General features: G+C 69.9%; 24 protein-coding genes. 11 read left to right on the top strand and 13 right to left on the bottom strand.

The genetic code is table 11. The annotated features are described in order from the left end of the window. The first annotated feature begins 69 nt into the window (after nt 1-69). Nucleotides 70-1,050 carry a Bug family tripartite tricarboxylate transporter substrate binding protein gene (locus tag GXW71_RS11975; protein WP_211852735.1) on the top strand — a complete coding sequence of 327 codons (981 nt, stop codon included), beginning with the start codon at nt 70-72 and terminating at the stop codon, nt 1,048-1,050. Here the strand turns inward: GXW71_RS11975 and GXW71_RS11970 are convergent. The 4 genes from GXW71_RS11970 to GXW71_RS11955 all read right to left on the bottom strand — a co-directional run bounded on the left by GXW71_RS11970 (nt 1,034) and on the right by GXW71_RS11955 (nt 4,831). Next, a complete protein-coding gene (locus GXW71_RS11970; protein WP_211852734.1) occupies nt 1,034-1,834 on the bottom strand; it encodes an ABC transporter permease in 801 nt (266 codons plus the stop codon). The genes GXW71_RS11975 and GXW71_RS11970 overlap by 17 nt on opposite strands. Continuing rightward, a complete protein-coding gene (locus GXW71_RS11965) occupies nt 1,831-2,619 on the bottom strand; it encodes an ABC transporter ATP-binding protein (protein WP_367617290.1) in 789 nt (262 codons plus the stop codon). Before GXW71_RS11965 ends, GXW71_RS11970 begins: the two co-directional genes overlap by 4 nt. Then, complete coding sequence (locus GXW71_RS11960; RefSeq protein ID WP_211852733.1) at nt 2,609-3,676, bottom strand: ABC transporter substrate-binding protein; 1,068 nt, start codon at nt 3,674-3,676, stop codon at nt 2,609-2,611. Before GXW71_RS11960 ends, GXW71_RS11965 begins: the two co-directional genes overlap by 11 nt. Before the next feature lie 90 nt (nt 3,677-3,766). Next, nucleotides 3,767-4,831: an LLM class flavin-dependent oxidoreductase gene (locus GXW71_RS11955; protein WP_211852732.1), complete on the bottom strand. Its 1,065-nt coding sequence runs from the start codon at nt 4,829-4,831 to the stop codon at nt 3,767-3,769. Between the two features lie 100 nt (nt 4,832-4,931). On the opposite strand from GXW71_RS11955, the gene GXW71_RS11950 reads away from it, so the two are divergent. From GXW71_RS11950 to GXW71_RS11940, 3 genes are all read left to right on the top strand, one after another. Further along, entirely contained in the window at nt 4,932-5,873 is a 942-nt protein-coding gene (locus GXW71_RS11950; protein ID WP_211852731.1) for a LysR family transcriptional regulator, read from the top strand. A gap of 77 nt (nt 5,874-5,950) precedes the next feature. Next, nucleotides 5,951-7,120, top strand: coding sequence for a M24 family metallopeptidase (locus tag GXW71_RS11945; protein WP_211852730.1), 1,170 nt, complete (start codon nt 5,951-5,953; stop codon nt 7,118-7,120). 24 nt (nt 7,121-7,144) lie between these two features. After that, nucleotides 7,145-7,459: a hypothetical protein gene (locus tag GXW71_RS11940; RefSeq protein WP_211852729.1), complete on the top strand. Its 315-nt coding sequence runs from the start codon at nt 7,145-7,147 to the stop codon at nt 7,457-7,459. 25 nt (nt 7,460-7,484) lie between these two features. Here GXW71_RS11940 and GXW71_RS11935 read toward each other — a convergent pair whose 3' ends face one another. Continuing rightward, on the bottom strand, nt 7,485-8,438 hold the full coding sequence (locus tag GXW71_RS11935) for an SMP-30/gluconolactonase/LRE family protein (RefSeq protein WP_211852728.1): 954 nt from the start codon (nt 8,436-8,438) through the stop codon (nt 7,485-7,487). Nucleotides 8,439-8,500: 62 nt separating this feature from the next. On the opposite strand from GXW71_RS11935, the gene GXW71_RS35440 reads away from it, so the two are divergent. From GXW71_RS35440 to GXW71_RS11900, 7 genes are all read left to right on the top strand, one after another. Further along, nucleotides 8,501-9,136, top strand: coding sequence for a TetR family transcriptional regulator (locus GXW71_RS35440; protein WP_211852727.1), 636 nt, complete (start codon nt 8,501-8,503; stop codon nt 9,134-9,136). 65 nt (nt 9,137-9,201) lie between these two features. Then, nucleotides 9,202-10,356 carry a Gfo/Idh/MocA family protein gene (locus tag GXW71_RS11925; protein ID WP_211852726.1) on the top strand — a complete coding sequence of 385 codons (1,155 nt, stop codon included), beginning with the start codon at nt 9,202-9,204 and terminating at the stop codon, nt 10,354-10,356. A gap of 4 nt (nt 10,357-10,360) precedes the next feature. After that, nucleotides 10,361-11,521: a dihydrodipicolinate synthase family protein gene (locus GXW71_RS11920; protein WP_211852725.1), complete on the top strand. Its 1,161-nt coding sequence runs from the start codon at nt 10,361-10,363 to the stop codon at nt 11,519-11,521. Next, nucleotides 11,521-12,333, top strand: a complete 813-nt coding sequence (locus GXW71_RS11915) for a sugar phosphate isomerase/epimerase family protein (RefSeq protein WP_211852724.1) — start codon at nt 11,521-11,523, stop codon at nt 12,331-12,333. The genes GXW71_RS11920 and GXW71_RS11915 overlap by 1 nt, the downstream gene beginning before the upstream one ends. A 22-nt stretch (nt 12,334-12,355) precedes the next feature. Beyond that, nucleotides 12,356-13,318: a Bug family tripartite tricarboxylate transporter substrate binding protein gene (locus tag GXW71_RS11910; protein ID WP_211852723.1), complete on the top strand. Its 963-nt coding sequence runs from the start codon at nt 12,356-12,358 to the stop codon at nt 13,316-13,318. A gap of 138 nt (nt 13,319-13,456) precedes the next feature. Further along, nucleotides 13,457-14,419 carry a Bug family tripartite tricarboxylate transporter substrate binding protein gene (locus tag GXW71_RS11905; protein WP_211852722.1) on the top strand — a complete coding sequence of 321 codons (963 nt, stop codon included), beginning with the start codon at nt 13,457-13,459 and terminating at the stop codon, nt 14,417-14,419. Nucleotides 14,420-14,467: 48 nt separating this feature from the next. After that, on the top strand, nt 14,468-15,436 hold the full coding sequence (locus tag GXW71_RS11900; protein WP_211852721.1) for a Bug family tripartite tricarboxylate transporter substrate binding protein: 969 nt from the start codon (nt 14,468-14,470) through the stop codon (nt 15,434-15,436). A gap of 57 nt (nt 15,437-15,493) precedes the next feature. On the opposite strand, the gene GXW71_RS11895 is transcribed toward GXW71_RS11900, so the two are convergent. The 8 genes from GXW71_RS11895 to GXW71_RS11860 form a co-directional block, all read right to left on the bottom strand. Further along, complete coding sequence (locus GXW71_RS11895; RefSeq protein WP_211852720.1) at nt 15,494-16,240, bottom strand: hypothetical protein; 747 nt, start codon at nt 16,238-16,240, stop codon at nt 15,494-15,496. Nucleotides 16,241-16,352: 112 nt separating this feature from the next. Beyond that, on the bottom strand, nt 16,353-17,804 hold the full coding sequence (locus tag GXW71_RS11890; protein ID WP_211852719.1) for an enolase-like domain-containing protein: 1,452 nt from the start codon (nt 17,802-17,804) through the stop codon (nt 16,353-16,355). 100 nt (nt 17,805-17,904) lie between these two features. After that, nucleotides 17,905-18,732 (bottom strand): sugar phosphate isomerase/epimerase family protein, encoded by an 828-nt coding sequence (locus GXW71_RS11885; protein WP_211852718.1) that lies wholly within the window; start codon nt 18,730-18,732, stop codon nt 17,905-17,907. Beyond that, nucleotides 18,729-19,712 (bottom strand): NAD(P)-dependent oxidoreductase, encoded by a 984-nt coding sequence (locus tag GXW71_RS11880; RefSeq protein ID WP_211852717.1) that lies wholly within the window; start codon nt 19,710-19,712, stop codon nt 18,729-18,731. Before GXW71_RS11880 ends, GXW71_RS11885 begins: the two co-directional genes overlap by 4 nt. Beyond that, nucleotides 19,709-20,065: a helix-turn-helix domain-containing protein gene (locus tag GXW71_RS11875; RefSeq protein WP_211852716.1), complete on the bottom strand. Its 357-nt coding sequence runs from the start codon at nt 20,063-20,065 to the stop codon at nt 19,709-19,711. Before GXW71_RS11875 ends, GXW71_RS11880 begins: the two co-directional genes overlap by 4 nt. A gap of 109 nt (nt 20,066-20,174) precedes the next feature. Next, nucleotides 20,175-20,711, bottom strand: coding sequence for a Smr/MutS family protein (locus GXW71_RS11870; RefSeq protein ID WP_211852715.1), 537 nt, complete (start codon nt 20,709-20,711; stop codon nt 20,175-20,177). Between the two features lies 1 nt (nt 20,712). Next, on the bottom strand, nt 20,713-21,417 hold the full coding sequence (locus tag GXW71_RS11865) for a LutC/YkgG family protein (protein WP_211852714.1): 705 nt from the start codon (nt 21,415-21,417) through the stop codon (nt 20,713-20,715). Beyond that, a complete protein-coding gene (locus tag GXW71_RS11860) occupies nt 21,417-22,847 on the bottom strand; it encodes a LutB/LldF family L-lactate oxidation iron-sulfur protein (protein ID WP_456315987.1) in 1,431 nt (476 codons plus the stop codon). The genes GXW71_RS11865 and GXW71_RS11860 overlap by 1 nt, the downstream gene beginning before the upstream one ends. Nucleotides 22,848-22,941: the final 94 nt, after the last annotated feature.

Raw genomic sequence — 22,941 nt, 5'->3', positions numbered from 1 at the left:
GCCTCCAGCCATCGCGGCCTAGGCTGTTCGGGCGCCGCGATCCGGCGGCAAAGATCGCTGGAGGTGACGATGCCCAACCTGGTTCCGTCGCGACGCGCCGTCCTGTCGGGCCTCGCCTGCGCCGCCCTGGCCGGCGTGGCGGCCGCCCAGCCCGCCCGCTGGCCCAACCGCACCATCCGCTTCATCGTGCCCTTCGCGCCGGGCGGACCGGTCGAGGTTCCCGCCCGCTTCATCGCCGATCATCTGGCACCGCGTCTCGGCCAGCCGGTCATCGTCGAGGCGCGGCCGGGCGCGGGTGGCGCGCTCGGCATCCAGCTCGTCGCGCAATCCACCGATCAGCACAGCCTGGTCTTCACGACCGGCTCCGTCGCCATCCTGCCGTCCCTGCAGAAGAATCCGGGCTACGATCCGTTCCGCGATCTCACGCCGGTATCGGTGATCTCGGAATCGGCCATGGCGATCAATGTGCGCCGGGAATCCCCGATCCGTGACCTCGACGACCTGCTGGCACGCGCCCGGGCGGCGCCGGGCCGTATCACCTATGGGTCCAGCGGCGTCGGCACCACGACGCATCTGCTCGGCGAGCTGTTGAAGGTAAGGGCGCAGATCGACTTGCTGCACGTCCCGTTCCGGGGCACCGGGCAAGGGCTGGGCGCGCTCTATGCCGGCGACGTCGACCTGCTGCTGACCGATGCCAGCGTGCCGATCCCGCATATCCGCGACGGCCGCATGCGCAGCCTGGCGGTGTCGAGCGCCGAGCCGACCGCCGCCCTGCCGGGGGTGCCAGCTGTCGCATCCGCGGTGCCGGGCTTCTCGATGGTGCTCTGGTTCGCCCTGCTCGGTCCGGCGAACCTGCCGCGGGAAGCCGTGGAGCGCCTGACCCGGGAGATGGCGCCGCTGCGCGACGGCAGCGCGCTGGCACAGCGGTTGGAAGCGGCCGGCGGCAAGCTGCTGCTGACCGGCCCCGAGGAACTCGCCGACCGCTTGCGGCGGGAGGTGCCGCTATGGCGTCAGGTGGCGGAGGCCGCGGGCATCAGGCCGGAGGAGTAGCGCCCGGCCCTGCCTCCACCGTCCGGTTCCAGAACAGCGCCCGGCGTTGGATCGACTGCAGGACGGAATGCAGCGCCACTCCCATGACCGAGAGCACCACGAAGAGTGCGAAGGTCGCCGCGATGTCGAGTGCGAAATTCGCCTGCAGGATCAGAAAGCCGATGCCCCGATTCGAGCCGACGAATTCGCCGACAATCGCCCCGATCACCGCGAAGACGATGGCCGTGTTCAGCCCGGCGAACAGGAAGGGCAGCGCATTGGGGAAGCGGAGGTGGCGCAGGATCTGCCACCGGCTGGCGGAGAGCGAGGCCAACAGGTCCAGCCTGTCCTGATCCACCGCCTTCAGCCCCGCCATCATGTTCACCAGCACCGGGAACAGCGACACCAGGGCGACGACGATGATCTTCGATTCCATGCCGAAGCCGAACCACACCACAATCAGCGGCGCGATCGCAACCTTCGGCACCGTCTGCAGGGCGACGATGTAGGGGTAGACGATCCGCTCCAGCGCCGGAAACACCACCACCAGCACGGCGATGGCGATGCCGAGCGCGCTGCCCAGCAGGAAGCCGCTGACCGCCTGGAAGGCGGTGACCCCGGCATGGCCGAGATAATTGCCCTGCGCGAAGCCGCGCAGCAGCGCGACGATAACGGCGGAGGGGGCCGGCACCAGGAAGCTCTCCACAGCGAAGCCGCGGATGATCGCCTCCCAGCCACCGATGAACAGGATGAAGACCAGAAGTGGCACAGCCTGGCGGCGCATCCATCGCAGCAAGGCGCTCACAGCTCCGCTCCCTTGCCACCGAGCAGGCTGCGGACATGGCGCACCTGGTCGGCGAAGTCCGGTACCAGCATGTCGTCGAGGCTCCGGAGCCGCGGCATGGGGTTCACGATGACTTCCAGGATCCGACCGGGCCGCGGCGACATCACGACGACGCGGTCGGCGAGGAATACCGCCTCGGCGATGGAGTGGGTGATGAAGACGACCGTCTTGCGCTGCGCCTGCCAGATGCGCTGCAGCTCCAGGTTCATCTGCTCCCGTGTCATGGCGTCGAGCGCGCCGAAGGGCTCGTCCATGATCAGCACCGGTGCGTCCTGCACCAGCGCGCGCGCAATCGAGGCGCGCTGCTGCATGCCGCCAGACAGCTCCGCCGGGTAATGCGCCGCGAAGCGTTCTAGCCCGACCAGCTCCAGCAGCTCCATCGCCCGGTCGCGATAGCGTGCCTTCGGCAGTTTCAGCACCTCGATCGGCAGCAGCACATTGTCGAGCACGGTCCGCCAGGGGAAGAGGACAGGACTCTGGAAGACGATGCCGACGTCACTGCGCGGGCCTTCCACCCGCCGCCCCTGCAGCAGGATATTCCCACGGGAGGGACGTCGCAGACCGGTGACGAGCTTCAGCAAGGTGCTCTTGCCGCAGCCGCTGGGACCGACCACGGCGACGAACTCACCCGCGGCGATGTCGAGGGTGATGCCGGACAGCGCTTCCACCGCGCCCGCCCCGGCGCCGTAGACCATGCCGACGTCGCGGATCGAAAGCGCCGCGGCGCCGCAGTCCTCAGGCGCCACGCGCGCGCCGCTCGATTGCCGCGGCATCCAGCTGGTTCACCGCCGGGATCAGCTCCGTGCTGAAGAGCGTCGCGCTGTCGATCACCCGCTCCGTGAGCTGCTGCTGCACCATGAAGGCCTGCAGCCGGTCCCACATGCCGGCATCCATCGCGCCCCAGGGCGTCGCCGCATCGTCCCAGCGGCGCCAGAGCTCGGCGGAGCGCGAGAGCACGTGCCGCGCGCGGCTCATGGCCTCCTCCTCGCTCAGGCCGGTGGGGCGGCCGAACATCGTCCAGTGCTGCCGCACCGTCGCCTCCGGCGCGAGCTGCGCGAAGATCGAACCGGCGGCGATGCCGCGTAGCGCCCCGGTCACGGCGGCGGGGTTCTGCCGCAGGAAGGTGCTGTTGGCGATGACCACTGCGCTCGGCTGCTCCCGCTGGAAGTAGCGGAGGCTGATGCCGAGCGTCTCGATCAGCGCATGCTGCGCGCGGAAGAGCGAGAGCGCCTGCACACGCCCGCCCCGAAGCGCCGTCGCCGCGGCCGCGCCGTTGCCCACCGGCACCAGGCTGACATCATTCGCTGGGTTCAGCCCCGCCTCGGCCAGCATGGCGCGCAGCGAGGGGATGGCGCCGCTCGCGAGATTGGCGACGCCGATGGTCTTGCCCTTGAGATCGGCGACGCTGCGGATCGCGCTGTCCTCAGGCACCACCAGCTCATAGATATTGCCGCGGTCCTGCAGATAGACGGCGGTAACGGGCAGGGTCGGATTGCGTGCTTTGGCGAGCGCGACGACCTCCATGCCGACATAGCCGAGCTGCACCTGGCCTGCGGCGACGAGCTGCAGCGTCGCCGAGGATCCGGCCGCGGTGCCGAATTCCACCTCCACGCCCTGCTCCCGATAGAAGCCGAGCGGGATGCCGAGGAAGAGGAAGCCGTGATAGGCCTCGACGGTGGCCGAGGCACCCCAGACCTTCAGCTTCGGCAGCGTCTGCGCCGCCACGGGGCGCGCCAGTACCCCTTGGCCGGCCGCAACGAGTGCGCCAGCCCCTGCCATGCGGCCGAAGCCGCGTCGTGTCATGCCCATCGCCCTACCCCCAATCTGTCCGCCCGTCTTTGCCGATCTGGTGCGGACGGCCTGCGACATGCCGTGCCGGTATCCTTGTCAGTGTCACTTCGCGAAGCGTGGGATCACCTTCTCCCCGATCAGGTCGATGGAGCGCAGGACCTCGTCGTGCGTGGCATGGCCAGCCTGCAGGAAGAAGATCATCTGGTCGATGCCGACCGAGGCCCAGCGCTCGACCTGACGGCAGACCGTATCAGGATTGCCGCCGATCGCCATGGCATCCTCGATCAGCTCGTCATTGCTGCGCCGGCCGATCTTGTCGTTGATTCTGCCGACGCCGCCATCGGTCTGGAAGCGCACCTTGTTCAGCTCGGCGTCGTTGTCGCCATAGTACCAGCGGGCGGCGGCGCAGGCCCTGTCGCGGCCGATGCGGTCATCCTGATGCACGGCGCCGATGGCGAAGACGCCAGTCTGCTCGTTCACCACACGGGCGACGCGCTGCGCCGGATCGGGGGCGCGGATCGCCTCGCGATAGGCGGCGATGCTCGCCGCCGTCTCGGCCGGCGTGTTGCGGGTGACGCCGATGCAGCCGAAGCCCTGGTGGCCGGCGCGCGACCAGGTCTCGAGCGTCGAGGCCGCGACCCAGACCGGTGGATGCGGCCGCTGCAGCACGCGCGGCACCACATGGCGGCTCGGCAGGTCGTAATGCTCGCCCTGGAAGCCCGGGAAAACCTCGTTCTCCATCATGCGGAGCACCGCCTCGATCGATTCCTTCGACTGGCCGCGCCCCTTCTCCGTATCGCCGCCGAGACCTTCCACCACGTAGCGCGAGGTGCCGCGGCCGATGCCGAATTCGGCGCGCCCGTCGCTCAGCACGTCGAGCGTGCCGACGCGCTCGGCGACGTTGAACGGGTTGTGCAGCGGCAGCAGGACGACCGAGAAGCCGAGTCGGATGCGGCTGGTGCGCTGCGCGATCGCGGCGAGCACCATCTCGGGGCAGGAGCAGTGCCCGATCTCGATGAAGAAGTGCTGCTCGGTGATCCAGAAATGATCGAAGCCCGCGGCCTCCGCCGCCACCGCCTGAGTGATGCAGTTGTGGAAGCCGTCGCGCTCGGTGCGCTCCGTCCAGGGCCGCGGCATCTGGATCTGCGTCATCAGCCCGAACTTCATCCCCGCCCCCGTCCTGCCGGGGTCGAGATTGGAATGGCCGCGACAGGTCGTCCAAGGCATAATCCGTATGGGTTACATAACCGGATCGTTGAATCGTGGCATGATGGACATCCGCGCCCTGCATTATTTCCGCACCGTCGCGGAGTTCGGCTCCTACAGCCGCGGCGCGGAGTTCCTGCGCATCTCCCAGCCCGCCGTCAGCCGCCAGATCCGCAAGCTGGAGGAGGATCTCGGCCGTCCGCTCTTCCGCCGCACCGGCCATGGCGTGGCGCTGACCGAAGCGGGCGAGATGCTGCGGGAACGCGCCCAGACCTTGTTCCGCGGCCTCGAACAAGCGCGCGCCGAGATCCGCTCGGGCCGCCGCGGCCTGTCGGGCACCATCGCCCTCGCCATTCCCTCCGGCGCCGGGCAGTGGCTGCTGCCGCCACTCGTCGCACGCTTCCGCGCCCTGCACCCGGAGGTGTCGCTGCGCGTGTTCGGCGGCTTCTCCGGCACCCTACACGAATGGCTGGTGCGCGGACGGGCCGACATCGCCTGCGTGCATGACCCGCTGCCCCAGCGCGGCTTCCGCATCCTGCCGCTGGCGGAGGAGGAGGTCTGCCTGGTCGGCCGCCCCGGCAGCGCGGCGCTGCGGCGCGGCCATGTGCGTCCGGCGGACCTCGCGCGCCTGCCGCTCATCCTCTCGAGCCGCGCCAATGCCTCGCGCCGGCTTCTCGATGCCTGGCTCGAAGGGACGGCGCCGCCCGAGACGCGCATCGAGGTGGACGACCACGCGATGCTGCGCGCCCTGCTGCGCAGCGGCACCGGCTTCGCGATGCTGACGCGCGGTGGCTTCGCCGCTGAGGCGGCACGGCAGGAGCTGGCCGGGGTGCCCTTCCGCCCACGCGTGACCTGGACCCTCTCCCTCGTCACCGCCGAGGAGCCCGCGCGGCCCGACATCGTCGAACCGCTGATCGCCACCATGCGCGCGGTGACGGAGGAGCTCGCCGCCGGCGGCTGGCCGGTGCGGGCCCTGGCACACGATCAAACGAACGGCGCATGAGGCGCATGCGCCGAAGGCCTTGGACGCAGTACCCGCTTCCTTTCTAGCCTGGACGCCTGATCGCCCGGAGCCGCCCGATGTCCAAGCATGACTTCACGCCGGAGGAATTCGCCGATCGCCTTGCCCGCGCACGCCGCGCCGTGGCCGGGGCAGGGCTCGACTGGATGGTGCTGTTCCATCCGGTCTCGATCCTGTGGCTGACGGGCGGCGAGGCAAAGTCCTTCCAGGCCTTCCAATGCGTCCTGCTCGCCGCGGAGGATCGGCCGCTGGTCTTCCTGTCGCGCGGATCGGATCTCGCGGAATGGCGCGCGGACTCCGTGCTCACGGAGATCCATGGCTGGGGCGGGCCGGAGCCCGAGGATCCGGTCGAGGCCTTCGCGCGACTGGTGCGCGATCTCGGCCTGCTCTCCCAGCGCGTCGGCATAGAAGTGCCGGCCTATTACCTGCACCCACACCACTATCTCCGGCTGCGCGACCTGTTCGGCGCCGCCCTGGTCGCCGAGCCGAGCAACCTGATCCACGACCTCAAGACGGCGAAATCACCTGCGGAGCTCGCGCTGGTGCGCCAGGCCGCCGCCCATGCCGACGCGGCCATGCAGGCTTGCGTCGCGGCTGCGGAGGTGGGCCGCACGGAGCTCGAGCTCGCGGCCGTCGCGCATCACGCGCTGCTGGCCGCCGGCTGCGGCCTGCCGGCGAGCACCATGAACCTCGTGACCGGGGAGCGGCTTTGCTACCCGCATGGTGCGCCGACCGCGCGCCGGCTGCGCGCGGGCGATGGCGGCAATGTCGAACTCGGTGCCGCCTTCCACCGCTACACGGCGACGCTCGGCCGGCAATTCCATCTCGGCCCGGTGCCGCCGCGGATCGCCGCGCTGCATGAGGTGATCCGTGAGGCCGGCGCGGCCATGATCGACGCGATCCGGCCCGGCGTGGTGTCGGAGGTGCCGCATCTAGCGGCCAAGCGCATCATCGCGGCGGCGGGCTGCGACCGCTACCGGCTGCACACCTCGGGCTATGGGCTCGCGCCTGGCTTCCCGCCCTCCTGGGGCGAGCCGGTGAACATGTTCGGCGGCACCGCCACCGTCCTGCAGGAGGGCATGGTGCTCACCATCGAGCCGCCGATCTTCATCGAGGAGGAAGGCATCGGCGTGCGGATGATCGACAATGTCATCGTGACGGCGACCGGGGCGGAGCTGCTGTCCCGCATTCCGCGCCGAATCATGGCCGCCGGCGCCCGGGCCGACTGAGACTTCGGACCTCGGGAGGGCGCGATGGAAGTGCATGTGGCGCAGGGACAGGCACCAGTCTTGGTCGAGCCGGACGACCTCCGCCGCTTCCGCGTGGTCGCTGCCGCCAGTCCGGACCAGCTTCCCGGGCTGGCCACGGAGCTCGGCGGTGTGGTGGATTTCTCCGGTCCCGACCATGCCTGGGTCGCCGTCGACTGGCTCCTGCGCGCTGCCGGGCGCGACGGCTCCGCCGAATGGCGCGCCGGCTTCGATGCGATGCAAGCCTATGCCGCGCGACAGGGCTGGACGCGGGAAGATCCGCCGGCCCTGCGTGGCCATGTCGTCTGGCTGGGGGGTTGAGCCGGCTGCGTCACCCCGGCCCGGGTCATCCGCCCGCGGCGCCCTGGGTGTTCACGTAGAGCGAGAACAGCGACTGCGCCGCCGACATGAACAGCCGGTTGCGCTGTCGTCCGCCGAAGCAGAGATTCGCGCAGCGTTCCGGCAGGTGGATATGCCCGATCGGGGCGCCGCTGCTGTTGTAGACGCGGACGCCGTCGAAGGCCGGCGTCATGCCCCAGCCGCACCAGAGATTGCCGTCGGTATCCACACGGAAGCCATCCGGTGTCTCGCCGGTTTGCGTCGCGATGAAGATCCGGCGGTTGCGCAGCGTTTTGCCGTCCGGCGCTAGGTCGTAGGCCAGGATGTTGCGCGGCTCGCCGCGGCTTTCGATGACGTAGAGGATGCTCTCGTCCGGGCTGAAGGCGAGGCCGTTCGGGTGGTCGATGTCGTCGGCGACCAGGGTGATCTCGCCGCTCTGCCCATCGATGCGGTAGGCGTTGGTGTGCGGCAGCTCCGGTACGACCCGTTCGCCTTCGTAGAAGCCCATGATGCCGAAGGGCGGATCGGTGAACCAGATCGAGCCGTCGCTCTTCACCACCACGTCGTTCGGGCTGTTGAGCCGCTTGCCCTTAAAGCTGTCGGCCAGCACGGTGGTGGCGCCGTCATACTCGAAGCGCACCACGCGGCGGCCGAAATGCTCGCAGGCGATCAGCCGGCCCTGCCGGTCGCGGGTATGGCCATTGGCGTTGTTCGAGGGCTTCTGGAAGATGGAGACGGCGCCGGTCTCCTCCTCCCATTTCAGCACGCGGTTGTTCGGAATATCCGACCACAACAGGAAGCGGCCATCGCCGAACCAGACCGGGCCTTCGCCCCAGCGCGAGCCGGTCCAGAGCCGTTCCACCGCTGATAGCGCCAGATGGTAGCGTTTGAAGGAGGGATCCAGCGCCACGATGCTTGGGTCGGGGTAGCGCGCGCTCTGCTGCCAGGGTGCTTCGGCCAAGTCTCTGTCCTCCCGCTGCGGTTGCCCGCAGAATGTGCCCCGTTTCGTGAGGGGGGCAAGGCGTGGCGGAGAAGGTCAGGCGCGGTGATCGCGCCGCGGCGACACAGGCGCGGATCCTCGACGCGGCGCTGGCGGAGTTCGCGGCCAATGGCCTGGCCGGCGCCCGGGTGGATGAGATCGCGGCGCGCGCCGGCGCCAACAAGCGCATGCTCTACGCCTATTTCGGCTCCAAGGAGGAGCTCTGGCTGACGGTGCTGGAACGCGCCTATGCCGCCAAGCGGGAAGAGGAGCGCGCGATCGAGACCGATGCGCTGGCGCCCCCCGAGGCCATGGCGCGGCTCGTGCGCTTCAACCTCCGCTATACGGCCGCGCATCCGGAATTCGTGGCGCTGCTGAACCAGGAGAACATCCACCGTGCCGCCTATCTGCAACGCTCGCAGCAGGTGCAGGCGCTCTATTCGCCGTTGCTCGACGCGCTGCGCGGCGTGCTGGCGCGGGGGGAAGTGGCGGGCGTGTTCCGCACCGGCGTCGATCCGCTGCAACTCTATGTGACGATCGTGGCGCTCGGGCATTTCTTCATCGCGAACCGGCACACGCTCTCGACCATCTTCGGCGCCGGCCTCGACACCGAGGCGGCGCTGGACGCGCGGGAGGCGCATTGCGTCGATGTCGTGCTGAGCTTCCTGCGACCGGCTTGACTCCGGGTGGGCTTCCGGTCTTAAGTAACTGACCAGTTACCAACCGCACTAGAGGGAACGGAGCCATGGCGGAACGCCGCATCGGCCTCATCATGAACGGCATCACCGGCCGGATGGGGATGAACCAGCACCTGATCCGCTCCATCGCCGCGATCCGCGCTGATGGCGGCGTGCTGCTGGCGAATGGGGACCGGATCATGCCCGACCCGATCCTGGTCGGCCGCAACCAGGAGAAGGTGCAGGCGCTGGCCCGCGCTTACGGGATCGAGCGGGTGACGACGGATCTCGACGCCGCGCTCGCGAACAAGGACGACATCCTCTTCTTCGACGCAGCGACCACCCAGATGCGCGCGGCTTTGCTCCGCCGTGCGATCGCCGCCGGCAAGCACATCTATTGCGAGAAGCCGACCGCCGACCGTCTGGAGGATGCGCTGGACGTCGCGCGCCTCGCCAAGCAGGCCGGCATCAAGCACGGCGTGGTGCAGGACAAGCTGTTCCTGCCGGGGCTACGCAAGCTGAAGATGGTGCTCGACAGCGGTGCGCTCGGCCGCATCTGCTCGGTGAAGGGCGAGTTCGGCTACTGGGTCTTCGAGGGCGATCTGCAGCCGGCGCAGCGCCCGTCCTGGAACTATAAGAAGGCTGAAGGCGGCGGCATCATCCTCGATATGCTCTGCCACTGGCGCTACGTGCTCGACAACCTGTTCGGGGAGGTCGAAAGCGTCTCCTGCCTCGGCGCCGTGCACATCCCGGAGCGCATCGGGGAAGACGGCAAGCCCTACAAGGCGGATGCCGACGATGCGGCCTACGCGACCTTCCAGCTCGCGGGCGGCGTTATCGCGCACATCAACTCAAGCTGGGTGACGCGCGTCAGGCGCGACGATCTCGTGACCTTCCAGGTCGACGGCACCCATGGCAGCGCCATCGCCGGTCTGACCAAGTGCTGGACGCAGTCGCGGGTGAACACGCCGAAGCCGGTCTGGAATCCGGACGTGCCGCAGACCATCGATTTCTATGCGGGCTGGCAGGAAGTGCCGGACACCCAGCCCTATCCGAACGGCTTCCGCGTACAGTGGGAGATGTTCCTGAAGTATATCGCCGGCGAGACCGCGAGCTTCCCCTGGGACCTGCTGGCCGGCGCCAAGGGCGTGCAGCTCGCCGAAGCCGGGCTGCAATCCTGGGCGGAGCGCCGCTGGATCGACCTGCCGAAGCTGGAGGTGTGAGATCATGCCGACGCTGACCCTGCCGGACACGAATGGCGCGCTGGCGCTCTTCACCACCAGTCCGCCGCGTGACTTCGCGCGGGCGACGCCGCCCTTTCCCCGCGTCGCGCTGGCCGCCGCGCATGTGGTGGCCGATCCCCGCGCCGAGCAGGATCCCTGGCTGGACGCGAAGATCGACTGGGACCGCACCATCGCGTTCCGGAAGCACCTCTGGTCGCTCGGGCTTGGTGTGGCGGAAGCGATGGATACCGCGCAGCGCGGCATGGGCCTTGACTGGGCGGCGGCGCAGCAGCTCATCCGCCTGTCGCTCGAAGCGGCGCGCGACATCCCGGGGGCCGCGATCGCGAGCGGCGCCGGCACCGACCACCTGGCGCCCGGCCCGGATGTCAGTGTCGACGACGTGATCCGCGCCTATGAGGAGCAGTGCGAAGCGGTCGAGGCGATGGGCGGCCGCATCATCCTGATGGCGTCGCGCGCGCTCGCCAAGGCGGCGCGCGGCCCGCAGGATTATGTGCGCGTCTATGACCGCGTGCTGTCGCAGGTGAAGCAGCCGGTGATCATCCACTGGCTCGGCGAGATGTTCGATCCCGCCCTCGAAGGCTATTGGGGCAATCACGACCACATGGTCGCGATGGAGACCGCGCTCGAGGTCATCCATGCCCATGCGGGGAAGGTCGACGGCGTGAAGATCTCGCTGCTCGACGACCGCAAGGAAATCCTGATGCGCCGCCGTCTGCCGAAGGGCGTGCGCATGTACACCGGCGACGACTTCAACTACGCGGAGCTGATCGCGGGCGACGAACAGGGCTATTCCGACGCGCTTCTCGGCATCTTCGATCCGATCGCGCCCGCGGTCGGCGGCGCGCTGGCGGCGCTGTCGCGCAACGACCTCAGCACCTTCCATGACATCCTGGCGCCGACGGTGCCGCTGAGCCGCCATATCTTCAAGGCGCCGACCCGCTTCTACAAGACGGGCGTCGTCTTCATGGCCTGGCTGAACGGACACCAGGATCATTTCGTCATGGTTGGCGGTCAGCAATCGACCCGCAGCATCCGGCATTTCTCGGAGCTGTTCCGCCTGGCCGATACGGCCGGCCTGCTGCGGGACCCGGACCTGGCCGTGGCGCGCATGAAGCAGCTTCTCGCCATCCACGGAATCGCGTGATGACCAACGCGCTTTCCCTCAACACCGTTACGGTGAAGGAGACATGGGGCCTCGCGCAATGCATCGAAGGCTGCGCGCGGCACGGCATCCCCGGCATCTCGCCCTGGCGTGACGTGCTGCAGGCGATGGGGCTGCAGGCGGCGGCGAAGCAGATCCGCGACGCCGGCCTCACCGTCACCGGCCTCTGCCGCGGTGGCATGTTTCCGGCACCCGATGCCGCCGGCCGGGCGGCGGCGATCGAGGACAACCGCCGCGCCATCGCGGAAGCGCATGCGCTCGGCGCGCAGTGCCTGGTGATGGTCTGTGGCGGCTTGCCGCCGGGATCGAAGGATCTGCCCGGCGCGCGTGCCATGGTGCGCGACGGTCTGGCCGCCATCCTGCCGGAGGCGCGCGACGCGGGCGTCACCATCGCGCTGGAGCCGCTGCACCCGATGACCTGCGCGGACCGCTCCGTGCTCTCGACGCTCGGCCAGGCGCTCGATCTCTGCGACGCGCTCGGTGCCGGCACCGGCGTCGCGGTCGATGTCTATCACGTGTGGTGGGACCCGGATGTCGCGCACCAGATGGCGCGTGCCGGCACCCGTATCGCCGGCTTCCACGCCTGCGACTGGCTGGTACCGACGACTGACCTCGTCTTCGACCGCGGCATGCCCGGTGATGGCGTGATCGACATCCCCGCGCTGCGCGCCATGGCGGAAGGCGCCGGCTATCGCGGCTTCACCGAGATCGAGCTGCTGTCGCGGCGCTGGTGGGCCGAAGACCCCGACACCGTGTTGCAGATCATGAAGGACCGCCACGCGCGCTTCTGCTGAGATACCCCGGGAGGATAATTCAATGAATCGACGCACCCTTCTCGCCGCGATGCTCGCCGCACCGGCGGTCGCGCGCGCGCAGTCCTGGGCGCCCTCGCGCCCGATCCGCTTCGTCGTGCCTTTCCCCGCCGGCGGCGGCACCGATGTCGCGGCCCGCATCCTCGGCGAGCGGCTGCAGGAAGCGCTGGGCCAGCCCGTGGTGGTGGAGAACCGCACCGGCTCCGGCGGCAATCTCGGCATGGAGAATGCGGCCCGCAGCCCCGCCGACGGCCACACCCTGGTCATGGGCACCACCGGCACGCTCACCATCAACCCGCATCTCTACGCCAATCTTGGCTTCGATCCGGCGCGCGACCTGGCACCGATCTCCATGGCCTTCACCACCGATCACGTGCTGATCGTGAACCCCGGGGTGCAGGCGCAGACCGCGCAGGAGTTCCTGGCCCTGGCCCGCGCGCAGCCGGGGCGGCTGACCTATGGCTCCGCCGGCTCCGGCTCCTCCACCCACATGGTGGCGGAGCTGTTCCGCCTGGCCGCCGATATCCAGGTGCTGCATGTCCCCTATCGCGGCAGCGCGCCGGCGCTGAACGACACCGTCGCAGGCACCGTGCAGTTCATGCTGGACCAGCTCCCGTCGGCCATCGGCCAGATTCAGGGCGGCCGTGTCAGGGCGCTGGCTGTCACCGGCCCGCGCCGCGCCGCGCTGCTGCCCGATGTGCCGACGGTCGCCGAGATCGGCCTGCCTGCCGCGGAATCCACGAGCTGGGGCGCGGTGCTGGCCCCCGCCGGTACGCCGGCGCCGGCGATCGCGCGCATCAACGCCGTGCTGCGCGAAGCCGCGGCGCAGCCCGCGGTGCGTGAGCGCATGGCCGCGGCCGGTGCGGACGCCGCCGCCTCGACCCCGGAGGAGCTCGTCGCCCGCATGGGCCGCGAGAATGAGCGCTGGGCGCGGGTGGTCCGGGACGCGCGCATCACCATCAACTGACGCCGCTTGGGGCCTGCCTTTCGCGCCGCCGTCGGGACGGTACTCGTCCCGGCGTCCTTTACATCCGCGAAGGGCCTGGGTCTGGCCGGAGCATTGCGACGATGTCATCCTGGGACGGCCAGGAGGAATGTCATCACAATGCTTCGCCGCCCTTTGCTCGCCGCCGCTGTGCTGGCGCCCTTCGCCGCGCGCGCCCAGGCCTGGGGTCCGACCCGCCCGATCCGCCTTGTGGTGCCCTTTGCCGCCGGTGGCAGCACCGACGTCGCCGCGCGCATCATCGCGGAGCGGATGACGGAAACCCTTGGTCAGCCGGTGGTGGTCGAGAACCGCACCGGCTCCTCCGGCTTCATCGGCACCGAGAATGTGGTGCGCAGCCCAGCCGATGGCCATGCGATCGTGATGGCGGCGACCGGCACCACCACCATCGCACCGCATCTCTACGCCAACATGCCGTTCAATCCGCAGCGCGACCTGACCCCGGTCTCGCTCGCCTTCGCCTCCGACCTCGTCATCAGCGTCACCAACAGCCACCCGGCGCGTACGCTGCCGGAGCTGGTGGCGGCGGCCAAGGCGCGGCCGGATTCACTCTCCTATGCATCCTCCGGCGCCGGCACCACGACGCATGTGGCGACCGAGCTGTTCCGCCTGGCCGCGCGGATCGAGATGCTGCACGTCCCCTATCGCGGCAGCGGTCAGGCGCTGAACGACATGGTGGCCGGCAATGTGCATGTGATGGTGGACCAGATCTCCGGCTCGATCGGCCAGATCCGGGACGGCCGCATCCGCGCGCTGGCGGTCACCGGCGCCACGCGCCATGCCCTGTTGCCCGAGGTGCCGACGGTCGCGGAAGCCGGCCTGCCAGGGGCGCAATGCTCGAGCTGGGGCGGGATCATGATGCCGGCCAATGCGCCGGCGCCGATCGTGGCGCGGCTGAACGCGGCAGTGCGTGACGCCACGACGCATGGACCGGTGCGCAGCCGCATGGCAGCCGCCGGCGCCGACCCCGCGCATTCCACGCCGGAGGCGTTCGCGGCCTTCATCGCGGCGGAGACGGAGAAATGGGGACGGGTCGTCAGGGAAGCCCGGATCACGGTAAGCTGAGGGTAACCATGCCCTGCGACGCTCGGGGCAAATACCTTCGGAGGATACATGATCCGTCGTCGCCCCCTGATTGCCGCCGGCCTGTTCGCGCCCTTTGTTGCGCGGGCCCAGTCCGGCTGGAGCGCCTCCCGCCCACTGCGCTTCGTGGTGCCCTATGTCGCGGGGGGCAGCACCGACATCGCGGCACGCATCGTCGCCGAGCGCATGACGGAGAATCTCGGCCAGACGGTGGTGGTCGAGAACCGCGGTGGCTCCGGCGGCAATATCGGCGGCGACCTGGTCGCCAAGGCGCCAGCCGATGGCCATACCCTGCTGATGGGCACCACCGGGCTGCTGACCACCAACCAGCACATCTATGCCTCGATGCCCTTCGACCCGGTGCGCGACTTCGCCCCGGTCTCGATGGCCTATACCAGCGACATGGTGATCGTGGTCACCAACCGCCTGCCGGTGCGCACGCTGCGGGAATTCGTGGACCTCGCGAAGCAGCGGCCGGGTGCCTTCTCCTTCGGCTCCTCGGGCCATGGCGCCTCCACCCACACGGCGGCGGAGCTGTTCAAGATCCAGGCCGGCATCGACGTCGTGCACGTGCCCTATCGCGGTTCGGGGGCCGCGATGAACGATCTCGTCTCCGGCAATATCGAGATGATGCTGGTGCAGATCGCAGCGACCACCGGCAATATCGCCGCGGGCCAGATCCGCGCGCTCGCCGTGACCGGCCCGCAGCGCCATCCGCTGCTGCCGCAGGTCGAGACGGTGACGGAAGCCGGCTGGCCCGGCGCCACCGCGACGAGCTGGGGCTGCGTGATGACTACCGGCGGCACGCCGCCGGCCGCCATCGCGCGGCTGAACCAGTCGGTGCGCGCCGCCATCGCCGATCCCGCGGCACAGCAGCGCATGGCCAATGCCGGGGTCGACGGCCAGTCGTCCTCGGTCGAGGAACTGGCGGCCTTCCTGCGCAGCGAGACCGAGAAATGGGGCCGCGTCGTGCGAGAAGCACGCATTCGCGTGGAATGACTGCGAGAAGCACGCATTCGCGTGGAATGACCCCTGGGGCGTCCCCGCGGGCGGCGTTCAATCCTCCCCTGCCACCTTGGCCGAGGCGGCCGCGGCCGGTGGAACGATAGACGCGCTGCGCAGGATGCCGTGCGGCACCACCGACGGCGGCGGCGCGTCATCCGGCTCCTCCGGCGCGCCGGGTCGCGTGCGTGGCGCCAGGATGGCCTGGAACAGCCCGCTGCCGTCGGTCGCCATCGTGACGCCAAAGATCCAGTCGGGTGCCGGGCGGCGCGCGGCGGCGCCGGTCGATTGCACGCGGAAGAAGATGCGCGCGCCGATATCCGGCCGGCCCGGCGGCGCCACCGGCGTCACGCGGGATCCGCCGCGCGTCCACACCAGCGCCATCTGGGACGCCAGCGCCAGCGCGAGCCCCATCTCCGGCTGCGTCATCGCGACGGCGCAGCTATCGGCCGGCGCGTTGACCATCATGCCGATCACGACGCCACCATCCGGGGCGCGGATGCCATAGAGCCGGACCGTCTCCTCGGGTGCGTTCCGGGGACGGATATCGTCCCGGATCAGCACCAGGTTACGCTCCTCCGCGCGGCGGCGCAGCGGCTCCGCCCGGCCGAGGTAGCGCACGCAGACATCGACGAAGATCGCGTGCGCGGCGGCAGTGAGCCGCCGCTGCGCGGTCGGGCCGGCTTCGTCGATCGGCGAGGGTTGGGATGCCGACGTCTCCGCGCTCTCCGGCGCCGCGGTTCCGGTGCAGCCGGCGAGCAGTGCGAGCGCGGTGACGGCAGCGATGAAGGATCGGCTCATGCACAAGCTCCGCTGCGGAGCAGCATGCTACCGGCTCTGGCCGATGCAGTTCAATCGTGGTGCAGGAGCGGATCGCCGCAGGGCACATCGTCCGGAGGCGTGAAGCCGCTTCTCAAGCCGAAGGCTGGACCGGTGCCGCGGAGCGACGCGGAGCGAAATCGGTCCAGATAGCGCGCGGCATGACCTCCATCGCAACGAAGTCCGGCAGCGCGGCGGCGCCGATCCCCGGCGCATCGACCACGCTGCCGATCTCCAGCATGCCTTCGCGGATCGTGAGCCGACTGCCGGGACCGTAAAGATCCGGATGTGCGGCCTGGAATCGCGCCGCTTCCATCATCGGGCGGCCGTTGAAGCCGTCCACGAAATGATGCCCGTTGCGCTCGACATGCGTGAGGCCGAGTGCGGCGACCAGGGCCAGGTCCTGCTGCACCGAGAGGCCGGCGAGGGTCGTCAGATCCTCCCCGCTCAAGAAGAAGCGCCCGCCATCCGCGTTCCAGGCAGCGCAGCGCGCATGGTTGACGAAGCTCCGCCAGATCCCCTTGCAGGCCTTGCTGGACACACCCGCATAGCCGAGCGCCTTGGCCGCGACGAAGGCGCCGAGGTCGCCGTCGCTCTCGTCGATGATGACCGGGCGCGCGGCGGCGAGTGCCGACATCCCCGTCTCCAGCGCCCGGGCCCGCTTCACCGGCTGCTCGATATGGAGGATCGAAGCGCGAAGACGCGCGAGGCGCGGTTCGGCTTCCATGGCGCGCCAGAGCGCCAGCGCGCCTTCGGCATCCGCGTATTGCTCATTGCCATCGAGGCTCGCGTGATAGCCATGCAGCCGGTCGAGCACGGAGGCGATCCGGCAGAGCCGGTCGACATCGGCGGCGATGTCACCCGCGACCTTCAGCTTCCACCAGCCATGACGATAGCTGGCCACCACCTCCTCCAGCGTCTCCGGCAGGCCGTCATCGACGCGCGTCGACTGATCGGCCGCGACGATCGGATCGACCAGGCCGACCGTATGTCGCGCGGCGATGCGACGTGACGGGTGGATGCGCGCCAGCAGGGCATCGAAGTCGAACCCCGCCAGGTCTGGTGCCACCGCATGCGGCGCCATGGCCCCGAGATTGGCGCGCATGCCCTCGGCGAAGGACAGACCCTCAATGCGCAGCAGCGCATCCAAGGCGGCACGATCGAGGAGCGAGGCGCCGAAGCTGGCGATGAGCGGGTTCAAGGCCTCCGCCGAACAGGCCGCGACATGCGGCGCGTAGCGATCCGCCCAATGGCCGAAGGCGGTGTTCTCCTCCGCCGCCAGCGAAGCGGCGCAGGCAAGTTCCAAGGCACGCCGAAGCTGCTCGACATTCTGCGCGTCGCTCAGCGCCGGATCCTTGTCGAACCACTTGGCGGCGAGGCTTTCGGCGGCGACGCCCCAGCCCTCACGCCCATCCGCGGTGCGGATGCGCACGCGCAGCACGGCTTGGCGCCCCTCCGTCACGGTGATGACGCCGAAGCGGAAGGGCATCCGCAGCGTGAAGGGCCATTCGAAGGCCTCTGTCTCCAGGATGCGGAAGCGGGTCATGCCGGCCAGCCTATCGGCTGACTCGGCATGAGTCTTTGTTTCGCGCGCAGCCGCCACGCCAACCCTGCGCGCCGATGCCGCCGATCAGGGATCGGCGGCATCATTCCATCGCCTCCTCGATGCCGCGCAGATAGCCGATGGCGCGGGCCGCGCTGGTCGCACCGTCCGGCAGGTACTCGAAAGGCTCCAGCCCGCAGAGACCCTGGTACCCGGTCGCGTCAAGCGCGCGCAGGATGGGTGCGAAGCGGTCTTCGCCCTGGCCGGGGGCGCGGCGGTTGCGATCGTTGAGGTGCACATGCGCCAGCACGCCTTGCGGCATCCAACGCTCGATCAGCGCTGCGACGCTCTCGCTCTCGCCGAGGCCGGCGGCGCAGGTGTCGATCATGGTGCGCAGATGCGGGTTGCCGATGCGCGATGTGATCGCCGCAGCCTCCGCGACGGTAGTCGCCCAATTGGTCTGCTCGGCGGCGAGTGGCTCCAGGCAATAGGTCACCCCGGCTCCGGCGGCCCATTCGCCTGCCCATGCCATCGCCTCCTCCGCACGCCCCGCGTCGCCGTCGGCGGCGACGACGCGCTGGTAGGGCGAGCCATGCACCAGGTAGCGGCCGCCGAGATCGGCGCAGAGGGCGATGATGCGCTGGATGAAGTCGAGCGTGCGGCGGCGGACCGCCGCGTCGGCGCTGGTGATGGACAGCCCCTTCGGCGCCAGCAGCAGCCAGTGCAGCCCGGTGATCTCGATCCCTTCCTCCCGGGCCGCCGCGCGCATGCCGCTACGCAAGCTGGTGGGCAGAAGGTGCGGCGCCTCGTCGTCGAGGGTGAAGGGCGCGACCTCCAGCCCTTCATAGCCGAGGCCGGCCGCCAGCGCGCATTGGTTCGCGAAGGGCAGGGCGCCCACGACCTCGTTGCAAAGCGTGTAGCGGAACCTCATGGCCGAATGCCCTTCGCTGCCAGCCGACGTGCCGCTTCCGGGTTCACGGCGCCGTCCGGCCAGCGCCCGGCGGCGAGTGCGGCGACCTGCTGCGCGGTGTCCATCGCCTGGTGCTCCGCCGCTTCCCGGGTCAGCCCGGCGATATGCGGCGTCGCGATCACGTCGGGCCGCTGCGCGAGCCGAAGCGCCGGCCGCTGATCCTGCGCGCGCCCGACATCCAGCGCGGCGCCCGCGAGGTGCCGCGTTTCCAGCGCTGCTTCCAGCGCCTCGTCATTCACGAGCTGGCCGCGCGCGAGGTTCACGAAATAGCCGCCACGCTTCATGGCGGCGAAGGCCCGCGCGTCGAACAGGTTCTCGGTCTCCGGAATCGCCGGGGCGAGGCAGACCACGATGTCGCTCTGTGCCAGCAAGGCAGGCAGGGAGAGGCTGTCCCGCTCGGCGGGATCGTTCACCAGCACGCGCATGCCCATGGCGCGTGCGATCTCCTCCAGCCGGCGTCCGATCCGGCCGTGGCCGACGATGCCGAGCACGGCGCGGGAGAGCTGCAGGCCCATCCGCCCTTCCGGCGTGGCGCCGCCACGATAGGCCAGGGCCGCGTCGGTGATGCCGCGCGCCAGATCGAGGATCAGCCCGATGCCGAGCTCCGCCACCGCGTCGACGAAGCCCGGCGTCGCGCGTGTCACCAGTACGCCGGCGGCGGAGGCCGCGGGGATGTCGATGGTGCTGATATCGACCGCGCAGCGATGGAAGGACAGCAGCCCGGATGCCTCCGCGAAGGTTTGGGCGAGGCCCGGCGTCGCGCGATCGGCGATGATGGCATCGCATCCTGCCGCCGCTTCCGCCAGCGCGCGCCCGGCCAGCACCGCGCCAGTGGTGTTGCGTATTACCGTGGCGTGGCGGGAGAGTTCCGCCAGCGCGCGCTCCCCGTAGTAGCCGGCGAACATCTCCTCGGTATGGGCGAGCAGGACGCGGAAACTCATGGCTTGTCCTCCAGCGCGGCGGAGAGCCGCGCGATCGTGTCCGGCTTCAGCGTGCGGATGCGCAGCGCGAGCCGGTTGGCGAATTCGGTCGCGTCCGGCGACAGGCCGGAGGTGTCGAGCGTGACGCGCGGGCGCGAGAGGCGCGCGAGCCGCGCCATCTCCTCGGCATCATCCCAGATCAGGCCGAAGAACTCATTCACCTGATGCACCAGCCCGGCTGAGGGCCGCCCGCGCTTGCCGTGCTCCAGCGCCGAGAGGTAGGCGGGGGAGACCTGCAGGGCGGTCGCCAGCTCCGCCAGCGTGGTGCCGCGCTTCTCTCGGAGTACGCGCAGCCGGGCGCCGAAGGGGGTCATACCGGCCGCCTCGGGCGGCCGGTATGAGTCTTGGTCTGGCGCGCAGCCGCCACACAAACCCTGCGCGCAGGGACCCGCCTCCGAAAGCCAAGGCTTTCTCCACCGGGTCTCATGTGCGCATTCGCCGCAGCAGCAGATGCACGGACCCGGCATTGGCCCTGTGCGGATGCGCCGCACCCAGCAGCAGGCCGCGCAGATCGGGCGCGTTCAACCAGTGCGGCAATTCCCGCCGCAGCACGCCGCCTTCCGCGGTGCTGCCCTTGCCGGTGACGATGGCGACGCAGCGCAGCCCATCCGCGATCGCCTCCGTGAGGAAGCCGCGCACCGCGCCATGCGCCTCCTGCGCGCGCTTTCCATGCAGGTCGAGCGTGCGCTCCGGCCGCAGCTTGCCGCGCCGGAGCGCTGTCCAGCGCTTGGCGTCCAGCCCGGCCGGCGGGGTACCGACGGCGATCGGCGTGGGCGGCAGCTTGGCGGACGGCCGTGCGGACGTCTGCTGGGCCGCGGGGGGCGTGGGCGGCGGCGTCACGGTGATCGCCGGCAATACGGGCATGGCGCGGCCCTTCAGCGGCGCCACGCGCGCGGCGTAGGCGGCCCAGACGGCCCGATCCTCCTCCGTCAGGCCACGCGGCCTGCGGCGGCTCGGCATCTCAGCGCGCTTCGGGGTCGTCATCCAACAGGACGATGTGCAGGCGTCGTGGCCCATGCGCGCCGAGTTCCAGCGTCTGCTCGATGTCCGCGCTGCGGGATGGGCCGGTGACGAACATGACGTTGCGCGGCATCACGCCGGAGGCGTGTGGGTCACCAAGCTTGCCGGCGGTGCGCAGCCTGTCCCAGGCCTCCTCATAGGCGCCGACGATGGCGGAGCTGCGCAGCACCACGATCTCGGTATCGGCCAGGATGTTCAAGGTGGTCGGCCGGGCGGGGTCGGAAGGCAGCATCAGCGTGCCGGTCTCGGCGACGCCGGCGAAGCCGTGCTGCACGGACACCAGGTCGCTCGCCTGGGCCCGCCGTGCCTCATGCGCCAGCATCGGCGCGCGGCCCCAGGGCAGCGCCTGCAGCTCCGGATGCGGCGCCATGACGAAGCGGGGGGGCAGGTTCTGCCCCGCGAGATACTGGGCGATGGCGGCGGGGATTTCGGCCGCATCGGCCACGCGCTCCACCGTGCCGAACTCCTTCTCGACATTGCCGACGAAGAGCGCGACCTGCGCCGGGCGCGCCACGCGGGAACGTGCGGGGATCAGGTGCCGCGGATGCGCCGCCATGCGGGCGCGCAGCATCGCCTGCTGGTCCTCCGGCAAGGGCCCGCGCTTCAGGCCGCGCCGGATGGCGGAGAGGATGGCGTCCTTCGACATCAGCGCGCCGCCTTCCGCTGCTGCGCCTTGTAGCGTGCCATGAAGGTGCCGCCCTCCGGCACCGGCAGGTCGCGCCCTTCGGTCCAGCCGCCGGCCAGCGGCAGCGAACGGAAGCTGCCCCTGCCGCGCCCGAGCAGCGCAACCGCGCCGATGCCGAAGCGTGTCACCGCCCGATAGAGTGCCGGCCGCTGCGCGAACCAGGCCCAGAGGCCGAGGCCGCGGCGCATCGAAGCCGGCGTCAGGTGGCGCTCGAACTCCCGCTCCCGCCAGTGCCGCATCATCTTCGGCAGCGGGATCTTCACCGGGCAGACGCTCTCACACTTGCCGCAGAAGGTCGAGGCATTGGGCAAATGCCCGGTCTTCTCGACACCGACGAGGGAAGGCGTCAGCACGCTGCCCATCGGCCCCGGATAGACCCAGCCATAGGCATGCCCGCCGACCGCGCCATAGACCGGGCAGTGGTTCATGCAGGCGGCGCAGCGGATGCAGCGCAGCATCTCCTGGAACTCGGTGCCCATCATGTTGCTGCGCCCGTTGTCGAGCAGCACGACGTGATAGGCCTCGGGCCCGTCGAGGTCGGGCGCGCGCTTCGGCCCGGTCGAGAAGGTGGTGTAGACCGAGAAATCCTGGCCGGTCGCGCTGCGCGCCAGCAGGCGCAGCAGCGAACAGCAATCCTCCAGCGTCGGCACCACCTTCTCGATCGAGGCCAGCGCGATATGCACGCGCGGCAGGGTCTGGGTCAGGTCGCCATTGCCTTCGTTAGTGACGATGACGCTGCTGCCGGTTTCGGCGATCAGGAAATTCGCGCCGGTGATGCCGACATCGGCCGCCAGGAACTTCTCGCGCAGCCGCGTCCGCGCCTCGGCCAGGATGTCGCGCCGCTCGGCGAAGACGCGGTCCGGCGGCAGGTCGGTGTGCATGCGGCGGAAATCCGCCTCCCAATCCTCGCGGTTCAGGTGGAAGGCCGGGGCGATGATGTGCGACGGATGCTCCCGTCGGAGCTGCAGGATGTATTCGCCGAGGTCGGTCTCGACCGGCTGGATGCCATGCGCCTCCAGGTGGTCGTTGATGCCGAGTTCCTCGGAGATCATCGACTTGCCCTTGGTGACGGTCTTCGCACCCTCGTCCTGGCAGATCTTCAGGACGGTGGCGCGGGCCTCCTCGGCGGTGCTGCACCAATGCACCTTGCCGCCGACGCGTTCCACATTGGCGGCGAAGGTCTCGAGGTAGAAGTCGAGATGCGCCAGAGTGTGGTTCTTGATCTCGCGGCCGATGTCGCGCAGCGCCTCGAACTCCGGCAGGGCGGCGACGGCGGCGGCGCGGCGCTGCAGGAAGGCGCCCTTGGCGGTGCCGAGCGCCTTCTGCAGCCCGGGGTCGCGCATGGCGCGCGCGGCATTGGTCTTGAAGGCGGGCGAGGTCAGATGCACCACGGGTTGATCGGTCCTGCGACAGCGTCCCGCGCAATGTAGCCCGAACGGGCGCCAGGGCGAGGGGCGCCGCGCCGATTGCGGGCGGGCCTGCCCA

The organism is Plastoroseomonas hellenica, from assembly GCF_018129085.1.
GTDB classification, from domain to species: domain Bacteria; phylum Pseudomonadota; class Alphaproteobacteria; order Acetobacterales; family Acetobacteraceae; genus Plastoroseomonas; species Plastoroseomonas hellenica.
The sequence above is the reverse complement of the archived record's forward strand: the minus strand, read 5'-3'. Positions and strand labels throughout refer to the sequence as shown.